This window comes from Streptomyces sp. NBC_00335, from assembly GCF_036127095.1.
GTDB lineage: Bacteria > Actinomycetota > Actinomycetes > Streptomycetales > Streptomycetaceae > Streptomyces.
The window spans coordinates 6,805,824-6,827,262 of sequence record NZ_CP108006.1; the positions used below are offsets into that span (position 1 = coordinate 6,805,824).

17 protein-coding genes are annotated in these 21,439 nt (G+C 73.5%); 12 read left to right on the forward strand and 5 right to left on the reverse strand.

Annotated elements, in window-relative coordinates; genetic code table 11:
- Positions 1 to 7: 7 nt before the first annotated feature.
- Positions 8 to 1,330: a homogentisate 1,2-dioxygenase gene (hmgA, locus tag OHA37_RS30875; RefSeq protein WP_266910016.1), complete on the reverse strand. Its 1,323-nt coding sequence runs from the start codon at positions 1,328 to 1,330 to the stop codon at positions 8 to 10.
- A 161-nt stretch (positions 1,331 to 1,491) separates the two neighbouring features.
- Here hmgA and OHA37_RS30880 point away from each other — a divergent pair, with 161 nt between their 5' ends.
- From OHA37_RS30880 to OHA37_RS30900, 4 genes are all read left to right on the forward strand, one after another.
- Entirely contained in the window at positions 1,492 to 3,948 is a 2,457-nt protein-coding gene (locus OHA37_RS30880) for a right-handed parallel beta-helix repeat-containing protein (RefSeq protein ID WP_266910018.1), read from the forward strand.
- A 116-nt stretch (positions 3,949 to 4,064) separates the two neighbouring features.
- Positions 4,065 to 4,877 carry a cupredoxin domain-containing protein gene (locus tag OHA37_RS30885; protein ID WP_266913242.1) on the forward strand — a complete coding sequence of 271 codons (813 nt, stop codon included), beginning with the start codon at positions 4,065 to 4,067 and terminating at the stop codon, positions 4,875 to 4,877.
- 862 nt (positions 4,878 to 5,739) lie between these two features.
- Positions 5,740 to 7,179: a hypothetical protein gene (locus OHA37_RS40845; protein WP_443046340.1), complete on the forward strand. Its 1,440-nt coding sequence runs from the start codon at positions 5,740 to 5,742 to the stop codon at positions 7,177 to 7,179.
- Between the two features lie 49 nt (positions 7,180 to 7,228).
- Positions 7,229 to 7,849, forward strand: coding sequence for a TetR/AcrR family transcriptional regulator (locus OHA37_RS30900; RefSeq protein ID WP_266913244.1), 621 nt, complete (start codon positions 7,229 to 7,231; stop codon positions 7,847 to 7,849).
- 65 nt (positions 7,850 to 7,914) lie between these two features.
- Here OHA37_RS30900 and OHA37_RS30905 read toward each other — a convergent pair whose 3' ends face one another.
- The gene (locus OHA37_RS30905; protein ID WP_266910020.1) at positions 7,915 to 9,276 is read right to left on the reverse strand and encodes an AMP-binding protein; all 1,362 of its coding nucleotides are present in this window, start codon (positions 9,274 to 9,276) and stop codon (positions 7,915 to 7,917) included.
- 566 nt (positions 9,277 to 9,842) lie between these two features.
- Between OHA37_RS30905 and OHA37_RS30910 the strand changes: the two genes are divergently transcribed.
- The 4 genes from OHA37_RS30910 to OHA37_RS30925 all read left to right on the forward strand — a co-directional run bounded on the left by OHA37_RS30910 (position 9,843) and on the right by OHA37_RS30925 (position 16,449).
- Positions 9,843 to 12,161 carry a molybdopterin oxidoreductase family protein gene (locus tag OHA37_RS30910; RefSeq protein WP_266910022.1) on the forward strand — a complete coding sequence of 773 codons (2,319 nt, stop codon included), beginning with the start codon at positions 9,843 to 9,845 and terminating at the stop codon, positions 12,159 to 12,161.
- Positions 12,162 to 12,234: 73 nt separating this feature from the next.
- Entirely contained in the window at positions 12,235 to 13,749 is a 1,515-nt protein-coding gene (locus OHA37_RS30915) for a CitMHS family transporter (protein WP_266910024.1), read from the forward strand.
- Positions 13,750 to 13,882: 133 nt separating this feature from the next.
- On the forward strand, positions 13,883 to 15,295 hold the full coding sequence (locus tag OHA37_RS30920) for an aldehyde dehydrogenase family protein (RefSeq protein WP_266910026.1): 1,413 nt from the start codon (positions 13,883 to 13,885) through the stop codon (positions 15,293 to 15,295).
- A gap of 74 nt (positions 15,296 to 15,369) precedes the next feature.
- On the forward strand, positions 15,370 to 16,449 hold the full coding sequence (locus tag OHA37_RS30925; RefSeq protein WP_266910028.1) for a zinc-binding dehydrogenase: 1,080 nt from the start codon (positions 15,370 to 15,372) through the stop codon (positions 16,447 to 16,449).
- Between the two features lie 62 nt (positions 16,450 to 16,511).
- Here the strand turns inward: OHA37_RS30925 and OHA37_RS30930 are convergent, their stop codons facing one another.
- Positions 16,512 to 17,180, reverse strand: a complete 669-nt coding sequence (locus OHA37_RS30930; protein WP_266910030.1) for a TetR/AcrR family transcriptional regulator — start codon at positions 17,178 to 17,180, stop codon at positions 16,512 to 16,514.
- An 83-nt stretch (positions 17,181 to 17,263) separates the two neighbouring features.
- Here OHA37_RS30930 and OHA37_RS30935 point away from each other — a divergent pair, with 83 nt between their 5' ends.
- The 3 genes from OHA37_RS30935 (at position 17,264) to OHA37_RS30945 (ending at position 19,595) form a co-directional block, all read left to right on the forward strand.
- The gene (locus OHA37_RS30935; RefSeq protein ID WP_266910032.1) at positions 17,264 to 18,415 is read left to right on the forward strand and encodes an acyl-CoA dehydrogenase family protein; all 1,152 of its coding nucleotides are present in this window, start codon (positions 17,264 to 17,266) and stop codon (positions 18,413 to 18,415) included.
- Positions 18,416 to 18,554: 139 nt separating this feature from the next.
- Entirely contained in the window at positions 18,555 to 18,866 is a 312-nt protein-coding gene (locus tag OHA37_RS30940; RefSeq protein WP_266910034.1) for a YiaA/YiaB family inner membrane protein, read from the forward strand.
- Positions 18,867 to 18,929: 63 nt separating this feature from the next.
- Positions 18,930 to 19,595: a TetR/AcrR family transcriptional regulator gene (locus tag OHA37_RS30945; protein WP_266910036.1), complete on the forward strand. Its 666-nt coding sequence runs from the start codon at positions 18,930 to 18,932 to the stop codon at positions 19,593 to 19,595.
- Here the strand turns inward: OHA37_RS30945 and OHA37_RS30950 are convergent.
- Positions 19,586 to 20,047: a MaoC family dehydratase gene (locus OHA37_RS30950; RefSeq protein ID WP_266910038.1), complete on the reverse strand. Its 462-nt coding sequence runs from the start codon at positions 20,045 to 20,047 to the stop codon at positions 19,586 to 19,588. The two genes, OHA37_RS30945 and OHA37_RS30950, sit on opposite strands and share 10 nt — an antisense overlap.
- A 123-nt stretch (positions 20,048 to 20,170) precedes the next feature.
- Here OHA37_RS30950 and soxR point away from each other — a divergent pair, with 123 nt between their 5' ends.
- A complete protein-coding gene (gene soxR / locus OHA37_RS30955) occupies positions 20,171 to 20,617 on the forward strand; it encodes a redox-sensitive transcriptional activator SoxR (RefSeq protein ID WP_266910040.1) in 447 nt (148 codons plus the stop codon).
- On the opposite strand, the gene OHA37_RS30960 is transcribed toward soxR, so the two are convergent.
- Positions 20,595 to 21,431, reverse strand: coding sequence for a 3-keto-5-aminohexanoate cleavage protein (locus OHA37_RS30960; protein ID WP_323182376.1), 837 nt, complete (start codon positions 21,429 to 21,431; stop codon positions 20,595 to 20,597). The two genes, soxR and OHA37_RS30960, sit on opposite strands and share 23 nt — an antisense overlap.
- Positions 21,432 to 21,439: the final 8 nt, after the last annotated feature.

Sequence of the window (21,439 nt, forward strand, 5' to 3'; positions counted from 1 at the left end):
CGTGATGTTAGGCGCGGAAGTGACGCTGGAGCCCCTGCCAGACGTCGTCGTATCCGCCCTGGAGGTGGTCCGCGACGGCCGCCTGGGCGGTCGCGGTGATCGGCCAGCGGGTCTCGAACATGAAGGCCAGGCCGTCGTCGATCTTCTGCGGCTTCAGCTCGGCGGCGCTCGCCCGGTCGAAGGTCTCCCGGTCGGGGCCGTGCGCGGACATCATGTTGTGCAGCGAGCCGCCGCCCGGCACGAAGCCCTCCGCCTTGGCGTCGTAGGCGCCGTCGATGAGACCCATGTACTCGCTCATCACGTTCCGGTGGAAGTACGGCGGGCGGAAGGTGTCCTCGCCGACCAGCCAGCGCGGCGCGAAGACCACGAAGTCCACGCCCGCCAGGCCCGCCGTGTCGGAGGGCGAGGTCAGCACCGTGAAGATGGACGGGTCGGGGTGGTCGTAGCTGATGGAGCCCAGGACGTTGAAACTGCGCAGGTCGTAGACGTACGGGACGTGCGTGCCGTGCCAGGCGACCACGTCGAGGGGGGAGTGGTCGTAGGTGGCCGTCCAGAGGTTGCCGCAGAACTTGTTGACGACCTCCGTCGGACGCTCGGCATCCTCGTACGAGGCCACCGGCGCGCGGAAATCACGGGCGGCGGCGAGCCCGTTGGCGCCGATGGGGCCCAGGTCGGGGAGCTCGAAGGGCCGGCCGTAGTTCTCGCAGACGTAGCCTCGGGCGCTCTCGTCCTGGAGCTCCACGCGGAAGCGGACCCCGCGCGGGATCAGCGCCATCTCGCCGGGACGGGCGCTCAGCAGGCCGAACTCGGTGCGCAGGAGCAGGCCGCCGCGCTCGGGGACGATCAGCAGCTCGCCGTCGGAGTCGCTGAACACCCGGTCGGTCATGGAGGCGTTCGCGGAGTAGAGGTGGATGGCCATGCCGGAACGCTGGGTGGCGTCGCCGTTGCCGCCGAGGGTCCACAGGCCCGCCAGGAAGTCCGTACCCGGGGCCGGGTCGGGCAGCGGGTTCCAGCGGAGCCGGTTCGGGTCGGCCGGGGCCTCCGTGAAGGGTGCGCTGCGCAGGGCGCCGTTGCCGGTCCGGGTGAAGGGCGGGTGCGCCGCCGAGGGGCGGATCCGGTAGAGCCAGGAGCGGCGGTTGTGGGAACGCGGCTCGGTGAACGCGCTGCCGCTGAGCTGCTCCGCGTAGAGGCCGAGGGGTGAGCGCTGGGGAGAGTTCCGCCCGAACGGCAGCGCACCGGGGACCGCCTCCGAGCTGTGCTCATTGCCGAAGCCGGTGAGGTACTCCAGTGCCTCCGCCGTCTTCCTGGCCTGCTCGCTGCCGCCGCTCATTGCACGCTCCCGGTCTGCCGAAGGAATCCTATGCCTGACAGTAGGATTCCTCGGCCCACGCGTCAACGGGGGATTCCTGTCGGCCGACCGGCAGGCGTGCCGGAGGCCTATTGCTGCGCGGGGGGATCCCAAAAGATGAACATTGCTCTACTCTCACGCGCATGTCGTGGACCCGCAGGTTTCCTGCCGTGCCGGCGGTGCTCCTCGCCGCCCTCCTAGCGCTTCTGTCACTCCTCGTCGCCGCGCCCGCCGCGAGCGCGCACGAGGAGCGCCCCGTCGAGCTCCCCGACGGCACCGGCTCCGTACCCGCCTACCGCGAGGGCGAGCCCGACCTGATCGTCTGCAAGACCGACCGGCCCGCATTCGAGCGCCGGATATCCGCCTTCCCCGACGCCCTCAAGCAGCGCAACCTCGCCCTCTACGAACGCTGCGAGAAGAACGGCTTCCGCGACCTCCAGGCGGCGGTCGACGCCGTGGACCGCCCGGGCATGAACATCGCGATCCTGCCCGGCCTCTACGAGGAGGAGCCCTCGCTCACCGCACCGACCGGTGAGTGCGCCTCGCTCAAGGCCCCCAACTCCTCGCTCGGCTACCAGATCCTGACCTACGAGCAGCAGGCGGCCTGCCGCCACAACCAGAACCTGGTCGCCATCCTCGGCAAGACCGACCTCCAGATCGAAGGCACCGGAGCCTCCCGCCAGGACGTGGTCATCGACGCCAAGTACCAGAAGCTGAACGGGATCCGCGCGGACAAGTCCAACGGCATCTACTTCCGCAACTTCACCGCCCAGCGCACCACCTTCAACTCGCTGTACGTCCTCGCGGGCGACGGCTTCGTCATCGACGACGTGCTGACCCGCTGGAACGACGAGTACGGCTTCCTGACCTTCGCCAGCGACCACGGGCTGTACAAGAACTGCGAGTCCTACGGCAACGGCGACTCCGGCATCTACCCCGGCAGCGCCTCGAACATCAACGACGGCCGCGGCTACGACGTCCCCCGCTACTCCATCGAGATCACCGGCTGCCACAGCCACCACAACATGGTCGGCTACTCCGGCACCGCGGGCGACTCGGTGTACGTGCACGACAACGAGTTCGACCAGAACATGGGCGGCGCCTCGATGGACAGCGCCTTCCCCGGCCACCCCGGCCTCCCGCAGAACCACGCCCGCTTCGAACGCAACCTGATCCACGACAACAACGCCGACTACTACCACTACGTCGCGGACGGCACCTGCGCCAAGCCGCCCGCCGAGCGCGGCTACGAGCAGGGGGTGGTCTGCCCGCAGATCTCCATGCCCCCCGGCACCGGCATCATCACCGCCGGCGGCAACTGGAACCTCTACGAGAACAACTGGGTGTACGGGCACCAGCGCGCGGGCTTCTTCCTCTCGGCCGTGCCCGCCTTCATCCGCGGCGAGGAGGAGCTGTCCAAGCAGGCCGACACCTCCCACCACAACCGCTACGCCGGCAACATCCTGGGCAAGGACAAGTCCGGCGCCTCCCGCCCCAACGGCATGGACGTGTGGTGGGACGGCCAGGGCCGGGGCAACTGCTGGCAGCAGGGCCCGGACGGCTCCACCCCGGGCACGCTCCCGCAGTGCGGCGAGCGCCGCGGCGCGGTCTCCGGCGCCTCGGCCCGGCTGGCCGGTGAACCGGTGAAGCTGGCGCAGCTCCTGGTCTGCGCCGACTACAGCGTCCAGGCGCGCAAACTCCCGGCCGGCTGCGACTGGTACGGCTCCCGGGGCCTCCAGCGGGTGGAGACCCAGCTCGCCCTCGCCGTCGCGGCGGTCCTCCTCCTGGTCGGCGGCCTCCTGTGGTGGCGCCGCCTGCGCGCCTCACGCCTGGCCGGCGTGGCCGCGCTGCTCGGCCTCGCGGGCCTGGCCCTGGACGTGGCCGGCTCCACGATGGGCCTGGTCGGCACCTTCGTCCCGGCACTGGCCCTGCTCTGCCTCGGCCTGTGGTGGACCGGCACCGGCCTCGCCCTGCGCCCCACCCGGCCCTGGCTGGCCCGCCTGACCCTGCTGCTGGGCGCGCTCACCCTGCTCGACGCCTTCGACAAGGCCGTCCTGATGATCCCCTGGATCCCGCTCAGCCCCGCCTGGATACGGTCGCTCGTCGCGGTGCTCTGGATCCTCTGGGCCGTCATCGCCGCCGCCCGCCCGGGCAGCACCCCGGCCCGCCCGGCGGGCCCGGGCGGCGACCCGGCAGGCGCCCGCGTCCCCGTCCCCGCAGGCCCGGCCCCGACCCGCAGCGCGGAGGCCGGGGCCGGGGCCGGAGTGGGATCCGGGGCCGGGGGCGGAGCCGAGGCCGGAGTGGGATCTGGATCCGGAGTCGGAGCCGAGGTCGGAGCTGGGGCTGGGGCTGGGGCCGGGGCCGGGGCCGGAGCCGGAGCCGGAGCCGGAGCCGGAGTCGAAGCCGGAGCTGAGGCTGGAGCTGAGGCCAGAGTCGGAGCCGAGGCCGGAGTCGGATCCGGATCCGGAGTCGGAGCCGGAGCCGAAGCCGAAGCCGGAGCCGAAGCCGGAGCCGAGGGCGATCCCGCGGCCGGTCCCGCGGCCGGTCCCGGCACCGCCGCCGACACGGAGCGGGGCGCCGCCGGGGGAGACCGGCCGTGACGGATCACCCGGGCGGCGACCGCCCCGAACGCCGGATCTGGTGCGACGTCTGCGGCACGCCCCCCAGCGGGCCCCGCAGGTCCCGCTGGTCCCGCCGGACGAGCCGCGCGACGGCGCTGCTCGCCCTGGCCCTGCTCCTGGCCGGCGGCGCGGCGACGGGCTGCGGGGGGCGGGCCACCACCCACCACAAGCCCGGCACCACCCACGAGCAGGCCTCCGGGAAGGTCGGCACGCTGCTCACCGTCGAAGACGGCGCGGGCCACCGGCTCCGCGAGGTCCCGGCCGAGGGCGCGCCCGAGGTCCGGCTCGCAGCCCGGCCGGACTCCGAGGACGGCTGGAACCTCCAGCTGACGGTGGCGAACTTCCACTTCACCCCCGACAGCACCGGCGGCGCCGCCCTCCCGGGTGCCGGGCACGCGCACCTGGAGCTGGACGGCCGCAAACTGGCCCGCCTGTACGGCCCTTGGTTCCACCTGCCCGCGGCGCAGGTACCCGAGGGCGGCACGCACGCCCTGACCGTCCGCCTCTACGCGGACGACCACACGGCCTGGGCGGTGGCGGGCAAGCCGGTCGAAGCAACCCTCCAACTCGCCGCAGAAACCGGCCGGTCCACCCACCCCCATTCCCCGCCCGCACCGTCCCCCACGCCGCCACAGGCGCCGCAGGCCGACCGCACGGTGACCATCACCGTGCGGGACGGCAAGGTCAGCCCGGCCCCGGGCCGGGTGGAGGTGAAGCGCGGCGAACGCGTAGCCCTGCGGGTCACCAGCGACCGCGCCGACACCCTGCACGTCCACGGCATCGACAAGGAGCTCGCCCTGCCGGCAGGCCAGGAGGCCACCCTGATCCTGACGGCCGACCGCACGGGCCTCTTCGAGGTCGAAACCCACGAGTCCCACCTCGTCCTGACCCAACTCGCAGTCCGATGACCCCACGCCCCCGACTCCCAGAACCGACCCGGACCGGATGCGTGGCCCCGACCGCTCCCCGGACCCCGACCGGGTCGCTGGCCCGAAGCCAGGCCCGGTCCCTGGCCCCGACCTCGCCTCCGGCCGTGACTGCGGCTCCGGTCCCGGCTCCGGTCCCGGTCCCGGTCCCGGTCCCGGCTCCGGCCGCGGTCCCGGTCCCGGCTCCGGCCGCGGTCCCGGCCCCGGCCCCGGCCTCCGCTCCGGTCCCGGCCTCCGCTCCGGTCCCGGCCTCGGCTCCGGCCAAGGCTTCGACTCCGTCTCCGGCCCCAGCCCCGGGCTCGTCTCCGGCTCCGGCCTCGGCCCCGGCTCCGGCCTCGGCCCCGGCCTCGGCCCCGGCTCCGGCTCCGGCTCCTGCCTCGGCCCCGGCTCCGGCTCCGGCTCCTGCCTCGGCCCCGGCTCCGGCTCCGGCTCCGGCTCCTGCCTCGGCCCCGGCTCCGGCTCCGGCCTCGGCCCCGGCTCCGGCCCCGGCCTCGGCCCCAGCTCCGGATCCGGCCTCGGCTCCGGCTCCGGCCCCGGCCTCGGCTCCGGCTCCGGCTCCGGCCCCGGCTCCAGCCTCGGTCCCGGCCTCGGCTCCGGCCTCGGCTCCGGCCTCGGCTCCGGCCTCGGCTCCGGCCTCGGCTCCGGCCCCGGCCCCGGCTCCGGCCCCGGCCCCGGCTCCGGCCCCGGCCCCGGCCCCGGCCCCGGCCCCGGCCCCGGCCCTGGCCTCAGCCCCGGCCTCAGCCCGGGCTGTGACCCCGGCCTCGGCGCCGGCGGTCCGGCGGTGACCGGGGGCGGGCCGGCGGCGGTCCCGTACGGGGTGTCCGGTGGTGGGGGCGGCCAGGGCGTGGTTCTTCACCCGGGCGATCCGCTCACCGTGCTCGCGCACGGCATCGGCTCGCAGCACGATCTGCCCATCTCTCCCTTCTACGCCTTCGCCGGCGCCTTCACCGCACTCTTCGTCTCCTTCCTCGCACTGGGCCTCCTCTGGTCCACCTCCCGCTTCCGCGGCGACCGGTCCGGCCTCGCCCTGCCCGCCGGGTTCCAGCGGGTGGCCGACGCGCCGGCCACCCGCACCGCCCTGCGCGGGCTCGGCCTCGCGGCCGCGCTCGCCGTCCTCCTGTACCTGCTCCTCGGCCCCGACGACCCCGCCCGCAACCCCGCTCCCGGCGCCGTCTACGTCCTGCTCTGGGTCGGCCTCGTCCCCGCATCCCTCCTCTTCGGTCCCGTCTGGCGCCTCCTCAACCCGCTCCGTGCCCTGCACCGCCTGCTCGCCCGGCTGTCGGCGAAGCTCCGTACGGCCCGCCCCGCAGCCGCAGCCGCAGTTGCCGCCGGCGCCGCCGCGCGCTCCTCCCGGAGTCCGCGAGTCCCGGCACCGCACCTCGCCGCGGTGCCGGACCTCCCCGGCCCGCAGCCCCCGCGCCCGGAACCCCGCAACGACCGCCCGCTCCCCGCCCGGCTAGGGCAATGGCCGGCAGCCGCCGGGCTCTTCGCCTTCACCTGGCTCGAACTCGTCTCTCCCGACCCCGCCTCCACCACCACCCTCCTGATCGCCCTGGCCGGCTACGCCGCCGTCCAGCTCCTGCTCGCCGCCCGCTACGGCGAGCGCTGGTTCGCCGACGGAGACGCCTTCGAGGTGTACTCCGCCCTTCTGGCCCGGCTCTCCCCCCTCGGCCGCCGCAGCGACGGCCGCCTGGTTCTCCGTAATCCCTTCCACGGACTCGACGCGACACCCGAGCGGCCCGGACTCGTCGCCACCGTCTGCGTCCTGCTCGGATCCACCGCCTACGACGGCTTCTCCGACAACCCCTCGTGGATCAACGCGATCCAGACCTCCCCCCTCGGCCGCACCGCCGCGGCCACCCTCGGACTCATCGGCGCCATCGCCCTCGTCGCCGCCCTCTACTGCCTCTGCGCGGCGCTCACCCGCCTCGTCTGCGGCCCGCACCCCGGCCCGCTGACCGCCTTCGCGCACTCACTCGTACCGATCGCTCTCGGCTATCTCGTCGCCCACTATTTCTCCCTCCTGGTAGTCGAAGGACCACGCACAGTAATCATGGCACTGGGCACTGACAACGCCCCGGAACCCTTCTCTCCCTTGGGCCCCGGCGGCCTCGCCGCCCTCCAGGTCATCGCCGTCGTCACCGGCCACGTCCTCGGCGTGATCGCCGCGCACGACCGCTCCGTACGCCTCTTCCCGCCCGCGAAAGCCGTGGCCGGGCAACTGCCGCTGCTCGCGCTGATGATCACGTACACGGTGGGCGGCCTCAGCCTGCTGCTGAACTGAGGCGATCGAACCGGTACCGCCGCCCACCCGTGAACCAAGGAGCGGCATGATGGACCCCGTGCCCCCAGCCCACCCCCTGCGCCGGACGCCGATCCAGCAGCGCAGCGCCGACCGCCTCGCCCGGATCCTCGACGCGTGCGCCGAGCTCCTCGACGAGACCGGGTACGAGAACCTCAGTACCCGGGCCGTGGCCCTGCGGGCCGGCGTGCCGATCGGTTCGGTCTACCGGTTCTTCGGGAACAAGCGGGCCATGGCCATCGCCCTGGCCCACCGCAACCTCGACCGTTACGCCGACGGCATCGAGCAGCGGCTCGCGGACCTCCCGGACACCGACTGGCGCCCGGTCGTCGACGCGGTGCTGGACGAGTACCTGGTCATGAAGCGCAGCGTGCCCGGCTTCGCCCTCGTCGACTTCGGGGTGCCGGCGCCGCCGTCCGAGGGGCCGGCCTCCGACCCCAACCACCTGGTCGCCGTCCGCCTCACCGAACTCCTCGGCGCCCACCTCGGCCTCACGCCGGACGCCGTCCTGGAGCGTTCCGTCCTGGTCGCGGTCGAGGCCACCGACGCCCTGATCCAGCTGGCCTTCCGCAACGACCCGGCCGGCGACCCGGACATCGTCGCCGAGACCCGCGCGATGATGCAGGCCTACCTGGCACGCGTCCTGGACTGACCGGCCCGGCGGCCCCCACGCCGGGAGGCCGCCGTTTCCTCACGTGCGTTCCTCACACGCGTTCCTCACGCGCGGCCTTCGAGGCGGCCGGTCACCACCAGGTTGCCGTCCGGGGTGAGCCGTGCGAGGGCGCCGGTGCGCACGTAGCCGTCGGGGGTGAAGGAGCGCGCGTTGAGGCCGGGCGAGCGGTAGTAACCGCGGGCCGTGTAGGGGCCGCGGGCCAGGAGCTCGCCCGGCTCCCCGTCGGGGACCTCCTTGCCGTCGGTGTCGACGACGCGGATCTGATCGTCGGGGGAGAGCGGACGGCCCTGCGTCGTGAGCACGGTCTCGTCCGGGTCGTCGGGCCGGGTGAGGGTGAGCAGTCCCTCGGACGCGGCGAAGACCTGCTGGAGGCTGCAATCCCACTCGGCGGCCACCCGTTCGGCGGTCGCGCGATCCAGGGGCGCGGCGCTGCCGCCGACCTGTACGAGACGCAGGCTGCTCACATCGGCCCCGACCGCGGGACGCGCGTCGAGCCAGAGCCGGACCGCGGACGGCGTCAGCGCGGCGACGGTGACCCGCTCGCGCTCGACGGCCGCCAGGCACGCGGCGGGTTCCTGGTCCTCGACCAGGACGACGGTGCCGCCGACGGTGAGGGTGCCGATGACGCCGGGGCCGCCGAAGGCGAGGTTGAGGTCGCGGGGCAGCGCGGCGAGGTAGACGTCGTCCTGGGTGAGCGACACCAGCTCGGCCGCGGCCCGCGCCTGGTAGGCGTAGTCGTTGTGGGTGCGCGGAACCAGCTGGGGAGCCTCGCCGGGACCGCCGGAGAGCAGGAAGAGCGCCACCTGACCGGCGCTCAGCGCGAGCGCCGGTTCGGGCGGCGAGTCGAGGGAGTGCAGCGGGAAGTAGTGGCAGCCCGCCGTGTCGGTCGTGAAGCCGCCGTACGGGTCCGAGGTGCCCGGCGGCTCGAAGGTGAACACCCGGCGCAGGAAGGGGCCCTGGGTCGCGATGTCGGCGGCCATCGCCGTGTGGTCGAAGCCCCGGTACGTCGCGGGGCCGACGTAGCCGGTGGCCTCGGAGACCTGGACGACGTGGGACACCTCGGCCGCGCGGTACGAGATCGGGCAGAGCACGGGAACCGCGCCGGCGCGCATCAGCGCGAACGTGGCGACGACGAGCTCAGGGATGTCGGGAAGCTGGACGACGACCCGCTGCCCGGGCCGCAGGCCGCGCAGCCGGAAACCGGCGGCCATCCGGCTCACCCGGCGGTTCAGGGCGGCGTACGTGATGCGGGTGGCGCCGTGGGCGAGCGCGGTCCGCGGTCCGTACTGCAGGGCCCAGCCGCGCAGCAGGTTGTCCAGCGTATTGCCGCGCCAGTGGCCGGACGCCCAGTAGTAGTCGACGAATTCCTCGGGCCAGGGCGTACAGCCGTCGAGCATGGATGTCATTCGGCAATCCAATCCGGCCCTCTCCACAGGGGCAATGTGCTTTCCCGACCAAGGGTGCTGAAATGCGTCAGCAGAAGGACCAATGGGCGGCGCTGACCAGGGAGAACGGTCGGGGTGGTGGGAGGACGGCGGGAATGCGCGGCGGGGCGGCGAGGGTATTCACGGGGTGTCCGGCTTCTTGGGGCGCGTTCAATTGGCCCCGGGTCCGCGCAGTTCCCGGAGCCGGGCTCCGGGTGTGGCCCCGGCCTCGGCCCCGGCCCCGGTTCAGAGCCCGGCTGCCTGGATCCGGCCCGGCCCCAGCCCTGGACACGGCCCCGGCTCCGGCCCTGGCCCTGGCCCCGCCAACGAAGCCCGGCTCCGAGCTCGGCCCCGGCCCCCGGCCCCGGCCCCGGCCCCGATCTCAAGCCCGCCCCCCAAGCCCGGCCCCGCCCCCCCCCACGGAGCCGTCCCGGATTCCATGGGGCGCGGACCCTCCCCACCGTGCCTACCGGTCGGTATGCTCGGTGCCGCCCGCGCGGGTCCGGCGCCCGTGCCCCGTGTCGCAGCCTGCCGCCCCTGGAGGGCCCATGCCCCGCACCGCCCTGCGCATCTGCCCGCTCTGCGAGGCCACTTGCGGCCTCACGCTCACCATCGAAGGCACCACCGTCACCGGGGCCCGGGGGGACCGCGACGACGTGTTCAGCCGCGGTTTCATCTGCCCCAAGGGTGCCGCCTTCGGTGGCCTCGACGCCGATCCCGACCGGCTGCGTACCCCCCTCGTGCGGCGCGACGGCCAACTCCGCGAGGCCACCTGGGAGGAGGCCTACCAGGCCATCGCCGACGCGGTCCCGGCCCTCGTGGGCGCGTACGGGCCCCAGTCCGTCGGCGTCGTCCTCGGCAACCCGAACGTCCACACCATGGCCGGACAGCTCTACCCGCCCCTGCTGCTCAAGGCCCTCGGCACCCGCAACCTGTTCACTGCCAGCACCCTCGACCAGATGCCCAAACACGTCTCCAGCGGGCTGCTCTTCGGGGATCCCTTCGCCATCCCCGTCCCGGACCTCGACCGCACGGACTTCCTCCTGCTCCTGGGGGCGAACCCGGTCGAGTCCAACGGCTCCCTGTGCACCGCACCCGACTTCCCCGGCCGGCTCAAGGCGCTGCGCGCACGGGGCGGCACCCTCGTCGTCGTCGACCCGCGCCGCACCCGCACCGCCAAGCTCGCCGACCGTCACCTGGCGCCGCGCCCCGGCAGCGACGCGCTGCTGCTCGCCGCCCTGGCCCACACGCTGCTCGCCGAGGAGCTGACCGATCCGGGCGTGCTCGCGGAACACACCCAGGGAATCGGGGAACTCGCCGAAGCGCTCGGTAGTTTCACTCCCGAGGCCGTCGCCCCCGCCTGCGACCTCACGGCCGAAGAGATCCGCGGCCTCGCCCGCGATCTCGCGGCCGCGCCGACCGCCGCCGTCTACGGGCGCATCGGCAGCTGCACCGTCGAGTACGGCACGCTCGCCAGCTGGCTGGTGGACGTGCTGAACATCCTGACCGGCAATCTCGACCGGCCGGGCGGAGCCCTGTTCCCGTTGTCCGCGACCGACCGCGCACCCCGGCCGGCCGGACCCGGCAAGGGCTTCACCCTCGGGCGCTGGCACAGCCGGGTCAGCGGCCACCCCGAGGCCAAGGCCGAACTGCCCATGGCGGCGCTGGCGGAGGAGATCGCGACCCCGGGGGAGGGGCGGATCCGGGCCCTGATCTCCATCGCGGCGAACCCCGTGCTGTCCGCTCCCGACGGCCGGCGCCTCGACGCGGCCCTGGCCGGGCTCGACTTCATGGTCAGCATCGATCCCTACCTCAACGAGACCTCGCGCCACGCCCACGTGGTCCTGCCCCCAGGGCCGCCCTCCCAGAGCGCCCACTTCGACTTCTCCTTCAACACCTTCGCCATCCGCAACCAGGTCCGCTACTCACCGCCCGCCGTCCCGCTCGAAGACGGGCGCATGGACGAGTGCGAGATCCACGCCCGTCTCGTACTCGCCGTCTCCGGCATGCACGGAGCCGACCCGGCCGCTGTGGACGAACTGGCCATCGGGTCCACCCTCGCCAAGGAGTGCGCCGACCCGGACTCCCCCCTGCGCGGACAGGATCCGGCGCGCCTCGCGGGGCTGCTCGCCGGCGGCAGCGGCCCCGAGCGACGCCTCGACATGATGCTCCGGCTCGGCCCCTACGGAGACCGGTTCGGCGCGGCCCCGTCCCTGCCCGGAAGCGCCGCTACGGGCACCAGCGCGGGCACGCCCGACGGCGCGGCGGAACCGGGCCCGGCCCCTGCTGCTGCCGCCGCCCCCGGCGGCCTCGGGCTGGAGCAGCTGCGCGCGCACCCGCACGGAATCGACCTGGGCCCGCTGCAGTCCCGGCTCCCGGGCCTGCTGAAGACGCGCAGCGGCAGGATCGAGCTCCTGCCGGACCCGATCGCGGCCGAACTCCCCAGGCTGCGCAGGGCGCTCGCCGACAGCCCCTCGGCCCTGGTGCTCGTGGGCCGCCGCCACCTGCGGTCCAACAACAGCTGGTTGCACAACGTCGCGGCCCTCACCGGAGGTTCCAACCGCTGCACCCTCCAGGTCCACCCGGACGATGCCGCCCGGCTCGGCCTCACCGACGGGCGCCCGGCCCGGATCACCGCCGACGGCGGCAGCCTGGAGGTTCCGGTGGAGGTCACCGACACCCTGCGCGCCGGAGTCGTCAGCCTCCCGCACGGCTGGGGCCACGACCGCCCGGGCACCCGCCTGTCGGTGGCCGCGGCCGCGCCCGGAGTCAACGTCAACCAGCTCCTGGACGGCAGCCGACTCGACCCGCTCTCCGGTACGGCCGTGCTCAACGGCTTCCCCGTCGAACTGACACCCATCCCCTGAGCTGGGGTTTTGCTCGTATTGCTCACGCGTGGACGTCTTGTTGGCCCCCAGAGGAGGCACCTAGGTTCCCCCCATGCTGACCTTCCTCGGCTTCGCCATGATCGCGACCTTCCTGGTTCTGATCATGCTGAAGAAAATGTCGCCCATCGCGGCGCTCGTCCTCATCCCCGCGCTCTTCTGCGTGTTCGCCGGACAGGGCGCGCAGCTCGGCGGCTACGTCATCGACGGAGTCGGCAAGCTCGCGCCGACCGCCGCCATGCTGATGTTCGCCATCGTCTACTTCGGCGTGATGATCGACGTCGGCCTCTTCGACCCGATCGTGCGCGGCATCCTGCGCTTCTGCAGGGCCGACCCGATGCGCGTCGTGGTCGGCACCGCCGTCCTCGCCGCCATCGTCTCGCTCGACGGCGACGGCTCGACCACCTTCATGATCACCGTCTCGGCGATGTACCCGCTCTACAAGCGCCTCGGCATGAGCCTGGTGGTGATGACCGGCGTCGCGGCCACCGCCAACGGGGTCATGAACACCCTCCCCTGGGGCGGCCCCACGGCCCGCGCCGCCACCGCGCTCAAGCTCGACGCCGCCGACATCTTCGTGCCGATGATCCCCGCGCTCGCCGTGGGCCTGCTCTTCGTCTTCGCCCTGGCCTACGTCCTCGGCCTCAAGGAACGCCGCCGCCTCGGCCTGCTGACCCTCCCCGCCGACACCGGGCGGTCGGCGGAGCCGGCCGGGGAACTCCTGGTCGCGGCCGGCAAGGGCCCTGCCGCCGCCGCCGCGAGCGCGAGCACGCGTACGCCCTCCACCGGCTCCGCCCCCTCCACCGGCTCCGCCCCCTCCTTCGGCTCCGCCCCCTCCGAAGCGCCCACCCCCTCCGAGGCGCCCGCCGGTTCCGATGCACCCACCCCGCCCGCCCCCGCCGATGACGCCACCCCCGCCGAGGACGGCTTCCAGGGCCTCGACCCGCACCGCCCGACGCTGCGCCCCCGCCTCTACTGGTTCAACGCGGGCCTCACCGTCGCCCTGCTCACCGCCATGATCATGGAGCTGCTCCCGATCCCGGTGCTCTTCCTCCTCGGAGCCGCCCTCGCCCTCACCGTCAACTTCCCCCACATGCCGGACCAGAAGGCCCGGATCGCCGCCCACGCCGAGAACGTCCTGAACGTCGCCGGAATGGTCTTCGCCGCCGCCGTCTTCACCGGTGTCCTCACCGGCACCGGCATGGTCAAGCACATGGCCGACTGGCTCGTCGGTGCCATCCCCGAGGGCATGGGACCGCACATGGCCCTGGTCACCGGCCTGCTCAGCCTCCCCCTCACCTACTTCATGTCCAACGACGGCTTCTACTTCGGCGTCCTGCCGGTCCTCGCCGAGGCCGGCGCCGCCCACGGGGTCTCCCCGCTCGAAATCGCCCGCGCCTCCCTGGTCGGGCAGGCCCTGCACATGTCGAGCCCACTCGTCCCGGCCGTCTACGTCCTCGTCGGCATGGCCAAGGTCGAGTTCGGCGACCACACCCGGTTCACCGTGAAGTGGGCGGCCCTGACCTCCCTGGTGGTTCTGGCCGCAGGGATGCTTTTCGGCATCATCTGATCTCCTCCGCCCCTGGCGCACACAAAACTACCGGCGCTAGTTTGTAGGGTGGTGGCGACGCCAGATCCACAGCGGCTCCACTGGTCCATCGGTCTACAGGTCCACGCGTTCGCGCGTGCTCGGGAGGATTGCCATGAAGGCCCACGACGGGATGTACATCGGCGGCGAGTGGCGGGACGCCCTCGGCCAAGGCCGCATCGAGGTCCTCAACCCGGCCGACGAGCGGCTCATCGCCTCGGTTCCGGCCGGTACGGCCGAGGACGTGGACGCGGCCGTACGCGCGGCCCGCGCGGCCTTCCCGGCCTGGGCGGCCACCGCTCCGGCCGAGCGGGCCGCCCTCATCGGGGCCCTGCGCGACGTCCTGGTCGCCCGCAAGTCGGAGATGGCCGAGACGATCACCGCCGAGCTGGGCTCGCCGCTGGGGTTCTCGGAGATGGTCCACGTCGGGGCGCCGATCGCCGTGGCCTCCTCCTACGCCGAGCTCGGGGCCTCGTACGCCTTCGAGGAGCGGATCGGGAACTCGACCGTGCTGCTGGAGCCGGTCGGCGTCGTCGGGGCGATCACCCCCTGGAACTACCCGCTGCACCAGATCGTTGCCAAGGTGGCACCCGCTCTCGCCGCAGGCTGCACCATCGTCCTCAAGCCCGCCGAGGACACCCCGCTGACCGCACAGCTCTTCGCCGAAGCCGTGCACGAGGCGGGGATCCCGGCCGGGGTCTTCAACCTGGTGACCGGCACCGGCCTGGTCGCCGGCCAGGCCCTGGCCGCGCACGAGGAAGTCGACCTCGTCTCCTTCACCGGTTCCACCGCCGTCGGCAAGCAGATCGGCGCCACCGCCGGCGCCGCCGTCAAGCGGGTCGCCCTGGAACTGGGCGGCAAATCGGCCAACGTCATCCTGCCCGGCGCCAACCTCGCCAAGGCCGTCGCCTCGGGCGTGGGCCACGTCATGAACAACTCCGGCCAGAGCTGCAACGCGCTCACCCGCATGCTCGTCCACCGGGACGACTACGAGGAGGCGGTCTCCCTCGCGGCCGCCGCCGCGGCCAAGTACGCCTCCGGCGACCCCCTCGACCCGGGCACCCGCCTCGGACCGGTCGTCAGCGCCAAGCAGCGCGACCGCGTCCGCGACTTCATCACCCAGGGCGTGGAGGAGGGCGCGCGCCTCGTCGCGGGCGGGCCCGAGGCGCCGCACGAGCAGGGGTACTTCATCGCCCCGACCGTGTTCGCCGACGTCACGCCCGACATGACCATCGCCCAGGAGGAGATCTTCGGCCCGGTGCTGTCGATCCTCCCCTACGGAGACCAGGACGAGGCCCTGGCCATCGCGAACGGCACCGACTACGGGCTGGGCGGGGCGGTCTGGGCGGCGGACGAGGAGACGGCCGTCGCCTTCGCACGCCTGATGGACACCGGCCAGGTGGACATCAACGGCGGCCGCTTCAACCCGCTCGCGCCCTTCGGCGGGTACAAGAAGTCGGGCGTGGGCCGCGAGCTGGGCCCGCACGGCCTCGCCGAGTTCCTGCAGACCAAGTCCCTGCAGTTCTAGACCCGCAACCGCACAGTTCCAGACCCGCAACCGCACAGTCCAGCCCCGCAACCGCACACACGGAGACGACGATCATGGTTCGCGCCGCCATCCTGCCCGCCGTCGGAGCCCCCCTGGAGATACGGGACATCGTGCTGCCCGAGCCCGGCCCCGGCCAGGTCCGGGTGCGGCTCGCCGCCGCCGGGGTCTGCCACTCCGACATCTCTCTCACCAACGGCACCATGAAGGTGCCCGTACCCGCCGTCCTCGGCCACGAGGGCGCGGGCACGGTCCTCGCCGTCGGCGAAGGGGTCACCCATGTCGCTCCCGGCGACGGGGTGGTGCTCAACTGGGCCCCGTCCTGCGGGCACTGCCACCACTGCTCGATCGGCGAGGTCTGGCTCTGCGCCAACGCGCTCGTCGGAATGGGAGCGGTGTACGCCCACGACGCCCTGGGCGCCGAGCTGCACCCCGGGCTGAACGTGGCCGCCTTCGCCGAGGAGACGGTCGTGGCGGCCAACTGCGTCCTGCCCGCCCCCGCGGGGATCCCGCTCGCCGAGGCCGCACTGCTCGGCTGCGCGGTCCTCACCGGCTACGGAGCCGTCCACCACAGCGCCCAGGTCCGCCCCGGCGAGTCGGTGGCCGTCTTCGGAGTCGGCGGCGTGGGTCTGGTCGCCCTCCAGGCGGCCCGCATCGCGATGGCCGGCCCGATCGTGGCCGTGGACGTCTCCCCGGACAAGGAGGAACTGGCCCGGGCGGCCGGGGCCACGGAGTTCCTGCTCGCCTCCGAGAACACCGCCAAGGACATCCGCGCCCTCACCGGCGGCCACGGCGTGGACGTGGCCATCGAGTGCGTCGGCCGGGCCGCGAGCATCCGGGGCGCCTGGGCATCCACCCGGCGCGGCGGCCGCACGACGGTCGTCGGTATCGGCGGCAAGGACCAGCAGGTCACCTTCCACGCCCTGGAGATCTTCCACTTCGCCCGCACCCTCACCGGCTGCGTCTACGGCAACAGCGACCCCGCCCGCGACCTCCCGGTGATCGCCGCACACGTCCGCGCGGGCCGCCTCGACCTCGAAGCCCTGGTCACCGACCGGATCACCCTCGACGGCATCCCGGCGGCCTTCGACGCGATGCTGGCGGGCAAGGGCGGCCGCTCGCTGGTGGTGTTCTAGCAGCCTGCCCGTACGGGAGGCCCGCCCTTGGCAGGCCTCCCGTCAGGCGGTGTCGGGCGGCGTCAGGCGGCGTCAGGCGGCGTCAGGCCCGTCTCCCGCAGTGCCGCGTACTGGAGGGCCAGGCCGTCCAGCAGCGCCGCCAGGCCCGTCTCGAAGGCGCCCTCGTCCACCTCCTGCTGGCGCTCCGCCAGCAGGTGGGCCTGGCCCAGGTGCGGGTAGTCCGACGGGTCGTATGCCGCCTCGTCGTCGACGAAACCCCGGGCGAAGGAACCCACGGCCGAGCCGAGGATGAAGTACCGCATCAGCGCCCCGATCCGGGTCGCCTGCGCCGGCGGCCAGCCGGCCGCCGTCATCGCGCCGTAGACGGCGTCCGCGACCCGCAGACCGGCCGGCCTGCGGCCCGGTCCGCGCGCCAGTACCGGCACGATGTTCGGATGGTCGGACAGGGCGGCCCGGTAGGAGTGTGCCCAGTCGCGCAGCGCGACCTGCCACTCCCGGCCGTCCCCCGCCTCGAACATCGACAGGTCGACCCGTGCGCTCACCGCGTCCGCGACCGCGTCCAGGATCTCGTCCTTCGTGCGGAAGTGGTTGTACAGCGAAGGCCCGCTGACCCCCAGCGCCGCCGCCAGTCGCCGCGTCGAGACGGCCTCCAGTCCCTCGCCGTCCACCAGCGCACCCGCCGCCTCGACGATGAGCGATCTGCTGAGAAGGGGCTTGCGCGGTCTGGCCATGCGCCACATAGTAAGGCCTGCCGGATTTAAACTAGCAGTGGTAATTAACCCCATCCGATCCCGTCCCCACCCGGAGGTGCCCGGTGAATCTGGAACTCAGCGAGGAGCAGTCCGCCGTCCGCGATCTCGCCCGCGCGTTCACCGAGCGCGAGATCGCTCCGTACGCCGCCGAGTGGGACCGCGCCGAGAGCGTGGACCGGGCCATCGTGAAGAAGCTCGGCTCCGTCGGCTTCCTCGGCCTGACCGTCCCCGAGGAGTACGGCGGCTCCGGCGGGGACCACCTCTCCTACGTCCTGGTCACCGAGGAACTCGGCCGCGGGGACTCCGCCGTGCGCGGCATCGTCTCCGTCTCCCTGGGCCTGGTCGCCAAGACCGTCGCCGCCTGGGGGAGCGAGGAGCAGAAGCGCGACTGGCTGCCCCGCCTGTGCTCCGGCGAGGCCCTCGGCTGCTTCGGGCTCACCGAGCCCGGCACCGGCTCCGACGCCGCCGCCCTGACCACCCGGGCCCGGCGCGAGGGCGACTCGTACGTGATCAGCGGCAGCAAGATGTTCATCACCAACGGCACCTGGGCCGACGTGGTCCTGCTCTTCGCCCGCACCAACGAGGACCCCGGCCACCGCGGAATCTCCGCGTTCCTCGTGCCCACCGACACCCCCGGCCTGGCCCGCCGCGAGATCCACGGCAAGCTGGGCCTGCGCGGCCAGGCCACCGCCGAACTCTCCCTCGACGGCGTGCGCGTGCCCGCCTCCGCGATGCTCGGCCCCGAGGGGAAGGGCTTCTCCGTCGCCATGTCGGCCCTCGCCAAGGGCCGGATGTCCGTCGCCGCGGGCTGTGTGGGCATCGCCCAGGCCGCGCTGGACGCGGCCGTCTCCTACGCGGCCCAGCGCGAGCAGTTCGGCAAGCCGATCGCCCACCACCAGCTGGTCCAGGAGCTGATCGCCGACATCTCCGTCGACGTGGACGCGGCCCGGCTGCTGACCTGGCGGGTGGCCGATCTGATCGACCGCGGACTGCCCTTCGCCACCGAGTCCTCCACCGCCAAGCTCTTCGCCTCCGAGGCCGCCGTCCGCGCCGCGAGCAACGCCCTCCAGGTGCACGGCGGTTACGGCTACATCGACGAGTACCCGGCCGGCAAGCTGCTGCGCGACGCCCGTGTGATGACCCTGTACGAGGGCACCAGCCAGATCCAGAAGCTCCTCATCGGCCGCGCCCGTACGGGGGTTTCGGCTTTCTGAGTGGCCCCCCGGAGTTCCCGAGAGCCCCCAAGAGCCCCCAAGAGCCCCCAAGAGCCCCCGGGAGTCCCCGAAGTTCCTGAGTACGTAAGTGAGTACGCGCGCGGATGTGCCGGGGCCCGGCCCGCCCGAAGCTGGACCCATGAACGAGACACCGGTCAAGCAGCAGAACACGGGGGCCTACTACGGCCAGGCCGTCGCCTCCTTCGGCGTCGCCATCGGCGCGGTGGCCCTGGGGATCTACAACATGGAGGCTGACGGCTGGGTCCGGGCCTTCCTCGGCATCGCGGTCCTCTACCTCACCACCTCGGCCTTCACCCTCGCCAAGGTGATCCGCGACCGCCAGGAGGTCACCCAGATCGTCACCCGGGTCGACCAGGCCCGGATGGAGAAGATCATGACGGGCTACGACCCCTTCGCGGTCCCGAAGCAGCCCACTCCCCAGGATCGCTAAGCGCTTGCTCACCACCCTCCGGTAGGCTGTTCATTCCTACAGGCCGAAGAGGGTGAGCGAGCGATGGACAGCGCGGAGGAGATCAGCGGTTACCGGCCGTGGTCGGAGGTCACTCCCGACGCCGCGCGGCGGCTGCTCGTCGCCGCCGTGGAGGCCTTCGCGGAGCGCGGATATCACGCCACCACCACGCGGGACATCGCGGGGCGGGCCGGCATGAGCCCGGCCGCGCTCTACATCCACTACAAGACCAAGGAAGAGCTGCTCCACCGGATCAGCCGGATCGGCCACGACAAGGCGCTGGCGATCCTCGACTCCGCCGCCTCCGGCCCCGGCAGCGCCGCCGAGCGGCTCGACGTGGCCGTACGGTCCTTCGTGCGCTGGCACGCCGCGCATCACACCACCGCGCGCGTGGTCCAGTACGAGCTCGATGCTCTCGCTCCGGAGCACCGCTCCGACATCGTGGCCCTGCGCCGGCAGAGCGACGCGGCCATCCGCCGCATCCTCGCCGACGGCGTCGCGGCCGGGGAGTTCTTCGTCCCGGACGTCCCCGGCACCACCCTTGCCGTGCTGTCGCTCTGCATCGACGTCGCCCGCTGGTTCAGCGCCGACGGCCGTCGCACGCCCGACGAGGTCGGCGCGCTCTACGCCGGCCTCGTGCTCCGCATGGTGGGCGCGGGCTCCGGCGCGGCCGATGCGCCGGCCGCGGGCCCAGCGGTGGATCAGAAGTAGTAGCGGGACACCGACTCCGCCACGCACACGGGCTTCTCGCCGCCCTCGATCTCGACGGTCACGGTGGCCGACACCTGGACGCCGCCGCCCGCCTCCACGACCTCGGTGATCAGGGCGGTCGCGCGCAGCCGCGAACCGACCGGCACCGGCGCGGGGAAACGCACCTTGTTCACCCCGTAGTTGATGCCCATCTTCATGCCCTCGACCCGCATGATCTGCGGCACCAGGCTCGGCAGTAGCGACAGCGTGAGGTATCCGTGCGCGATCGTGGAGCCGAAGGGTCCGGTCGCCGCCCGCTCCGGGTCCACGTGGATCCACTGGTGGTCCCCGGTGGCGTCCGCGAAGAGGTCGATCCGCTTCTGGTCCACCTCCAGCCAGTCGCTCGGGCCGAGCGGTGCGCCGATCCCGGCGGTGAGCTGCTCGGCGGACGTGAAGATCCTCGGCTCGGACATACCCGTACCTCTCCCTGGCGAATAAGCGCTTGCTCAGAATGCTGGGGTCGTCATGGATCTGTCAATGACGGTCGGTGAAGCGCCCGACCCCGAATCCCGGCCCGGCCGATTACCCTCGGCGGTGTGCCGCAGATTCCCGAGAAGGTCCACGAGCTCACCGTCGGCCAGCTGTCCGCCCGCAGCGGCGCGGCCGTCTCCGCACTGCACTTCTACGAGACCAAGGGGCTGATCAGCAGCCGCCGCACCTCGGGGAACCAGCGCCGCTACACCCGAGACGCGCTGCGCCGCGTGGCGTTCGTACGGGCCGCCCAGCGCGTCGGCATCCCCCTGGCCAGCATCCGCGACGCCCTCGCCCAGCTCCCCGAAGGCCGCACCCCCAACCGTGAGGACTGGGCCCTGCTTTCGGAGAGCTGGCGCGCCGAGCTCGACCAGCGGATAGCTCAACTCGGCCGCCTGCGTGACCACTTGACCGACTGCATCGGCTGCGGATGCCTCTCCCTGGAGAACTGCGCCCTCTCCAACCCGGACGACGTCTTCGGCGAACGGATCACCGGCTCCCGGCTGCTGTGACCTCCCGCGCGCGGGAGGCCGCCGCGACCAGTTCGGCGTTCGACCGCGCCGCCCGGCCGTCCGGCAGGTGCAGCACGTCTCCTACGCCGATCCGCGCCCCGGCGCCGTACCGCGCGGCCAGCCGCAGCGCCGGCCAGGCCGCCGCCTCCCGCCCGAACAGCACCACCGGCACCGGCGGCAGCCGGCGCAGCAGCTCGGCCACCGGCCCGGGGTCGGCGGAGGCCAGCTCGGCCACCAGCCGGACCCGCGCGGGGTCCCGTACCGGCCAGGCGAGGAACCGCGCGAGGGACCCGGCCGCCCCGCTCACCGCGCCCTCGGCGTCCGCCGCCGCCCCGCCCGCCGCCGCCCTTCCCGTGGCTGCCTCGGTGTCCGCAGCCGCCCCGCCCACCGCGACCTCCGCGTCCACCGCCGCCCCGCGCTCCAGCAGCGCCTCGGCGAGCTCCCGCGCCCCCGGCTCCGCGAACCGCACCACCGCCCGGTCGGGCAGCACCGTCCAACTCCGCACCCGCGCGAGCCGCCCCGCGTGATCCGGCTCGGCCCCCGCGCTCACGGCCACGGAGACCGCCACCCCGCCGCCGGGCCCGGGACCGCCCCGGACCCCGCTCCCGCCCCTGAGGCCCGCGTCGCGCAGGGCCTCCAGCAGCGGCCCGACCACCCGGGGCGAGAGGCTCTCGCGGCCGCACGGGGTGCGCGGATGGACCAGCACCTCCCGGGCCCCGGCGGCCACCGCCGCGAGCGCGGCGTCCACCAGGTCCCCGGGGCTCATCGGGACGGCCGCGCCGTCGGCGGCGCCCCGGGAACCGTTCAGCGACACCACCAGGG

What these genes read in the sequence shown, in the direction of transcription:
- OHA37_RS30920 (WP_266910026.1), top strand. Translation starts at nt 13,883, where the DNA reads ATGAAGGCCCACGACGGGATGTACATCGGCGGCGAGTGGCGGGACGCC.
- OHA37_RS30945 (WP_266910036.1), top strand. Translation starts at nt 18,930, where the DNA reads ATGGACAGCGCGGAGGAGATCAGCGGTTACCGGCCGTGGTCGGAGGTC.
- OHA37_RS30930 (WP_266910030.1), bottom strand. Translation starts at nt 17,180, where the DNA reads ATGGCCAGACCGCGCAAGCCCCTTCTCAGCAGATCGCTCATCGTCGAG.
- hmgA (WP_266910016.1), bottom strand. Translation starts at nt 1,330, where the DNA reads ATGAGCGGCGGCAGCGAGCAGGCCAGGAAGACGGCGGAGGCACTGGAG.
- OHA37_RS30950 (WP_266910038.1), bottom strand. Translation starts at nt 20,047, where the DNA reads ATGTCCGAGCCGAGGATCTTCACGTCCGCCGAGCAGCTCACCGCCGGG.
- OHA37_RS30900 (WP_266913244.1), top strand. Translation starts at nt 7,229, where the DNA reads ATGGACCCCGTGCCCCCAGCCCACCCCCTGCGCCGGACGCCGATCCAG.
- OHA37_RS30905 (WP_266910020.1), bottom strand. Translation starts at nt 9,276, where the DNA reads ATGACATCCATGCTCGACGGCTGTACGCCCTGGCCCGAGGAATTCGTC.
- OHA37_RS30915 (WP_266910024.1), top strand. Translation starts at nt 12,235, where the DNA reads ATGCTGACCTTCCTCGGCTTCGCCATGATCGCGACCTTCCTGGTTCTG.
- OHA37_RS30880 (WP_266910018.1), top strand. Translation starts at nt 1,492, where the DNA reads ATGTCGTGGACCCGCAGGTTTCCTGCCGTGCCGGCGGTGCTCCTCGCC.
- OHA37_RS30925 (WP_266910028.1), top strand. Translation starts at nt 15,370, where the DNA reads ATGGTTCGCGCCGCCATCCTGCCCGCCGTCGGAGCCCCCCTGGAGATA.
- OHA37_RS30910 (WP_266910022.1), top strand. Translation starts at nt 9,843, where the DNA reads ATGCCCCGCACCGCCCTGCGCATCTGCCCGCTCTGCGAGGCCACTTGC.
- OHA37_RS30940 (WP_266910034.1), top strand. Translation starts at nt 18,555, where the DNA reads ATGAACGAGACACCGGTCAAGCAGCAGAACACGGGGGCCTACTACGGC.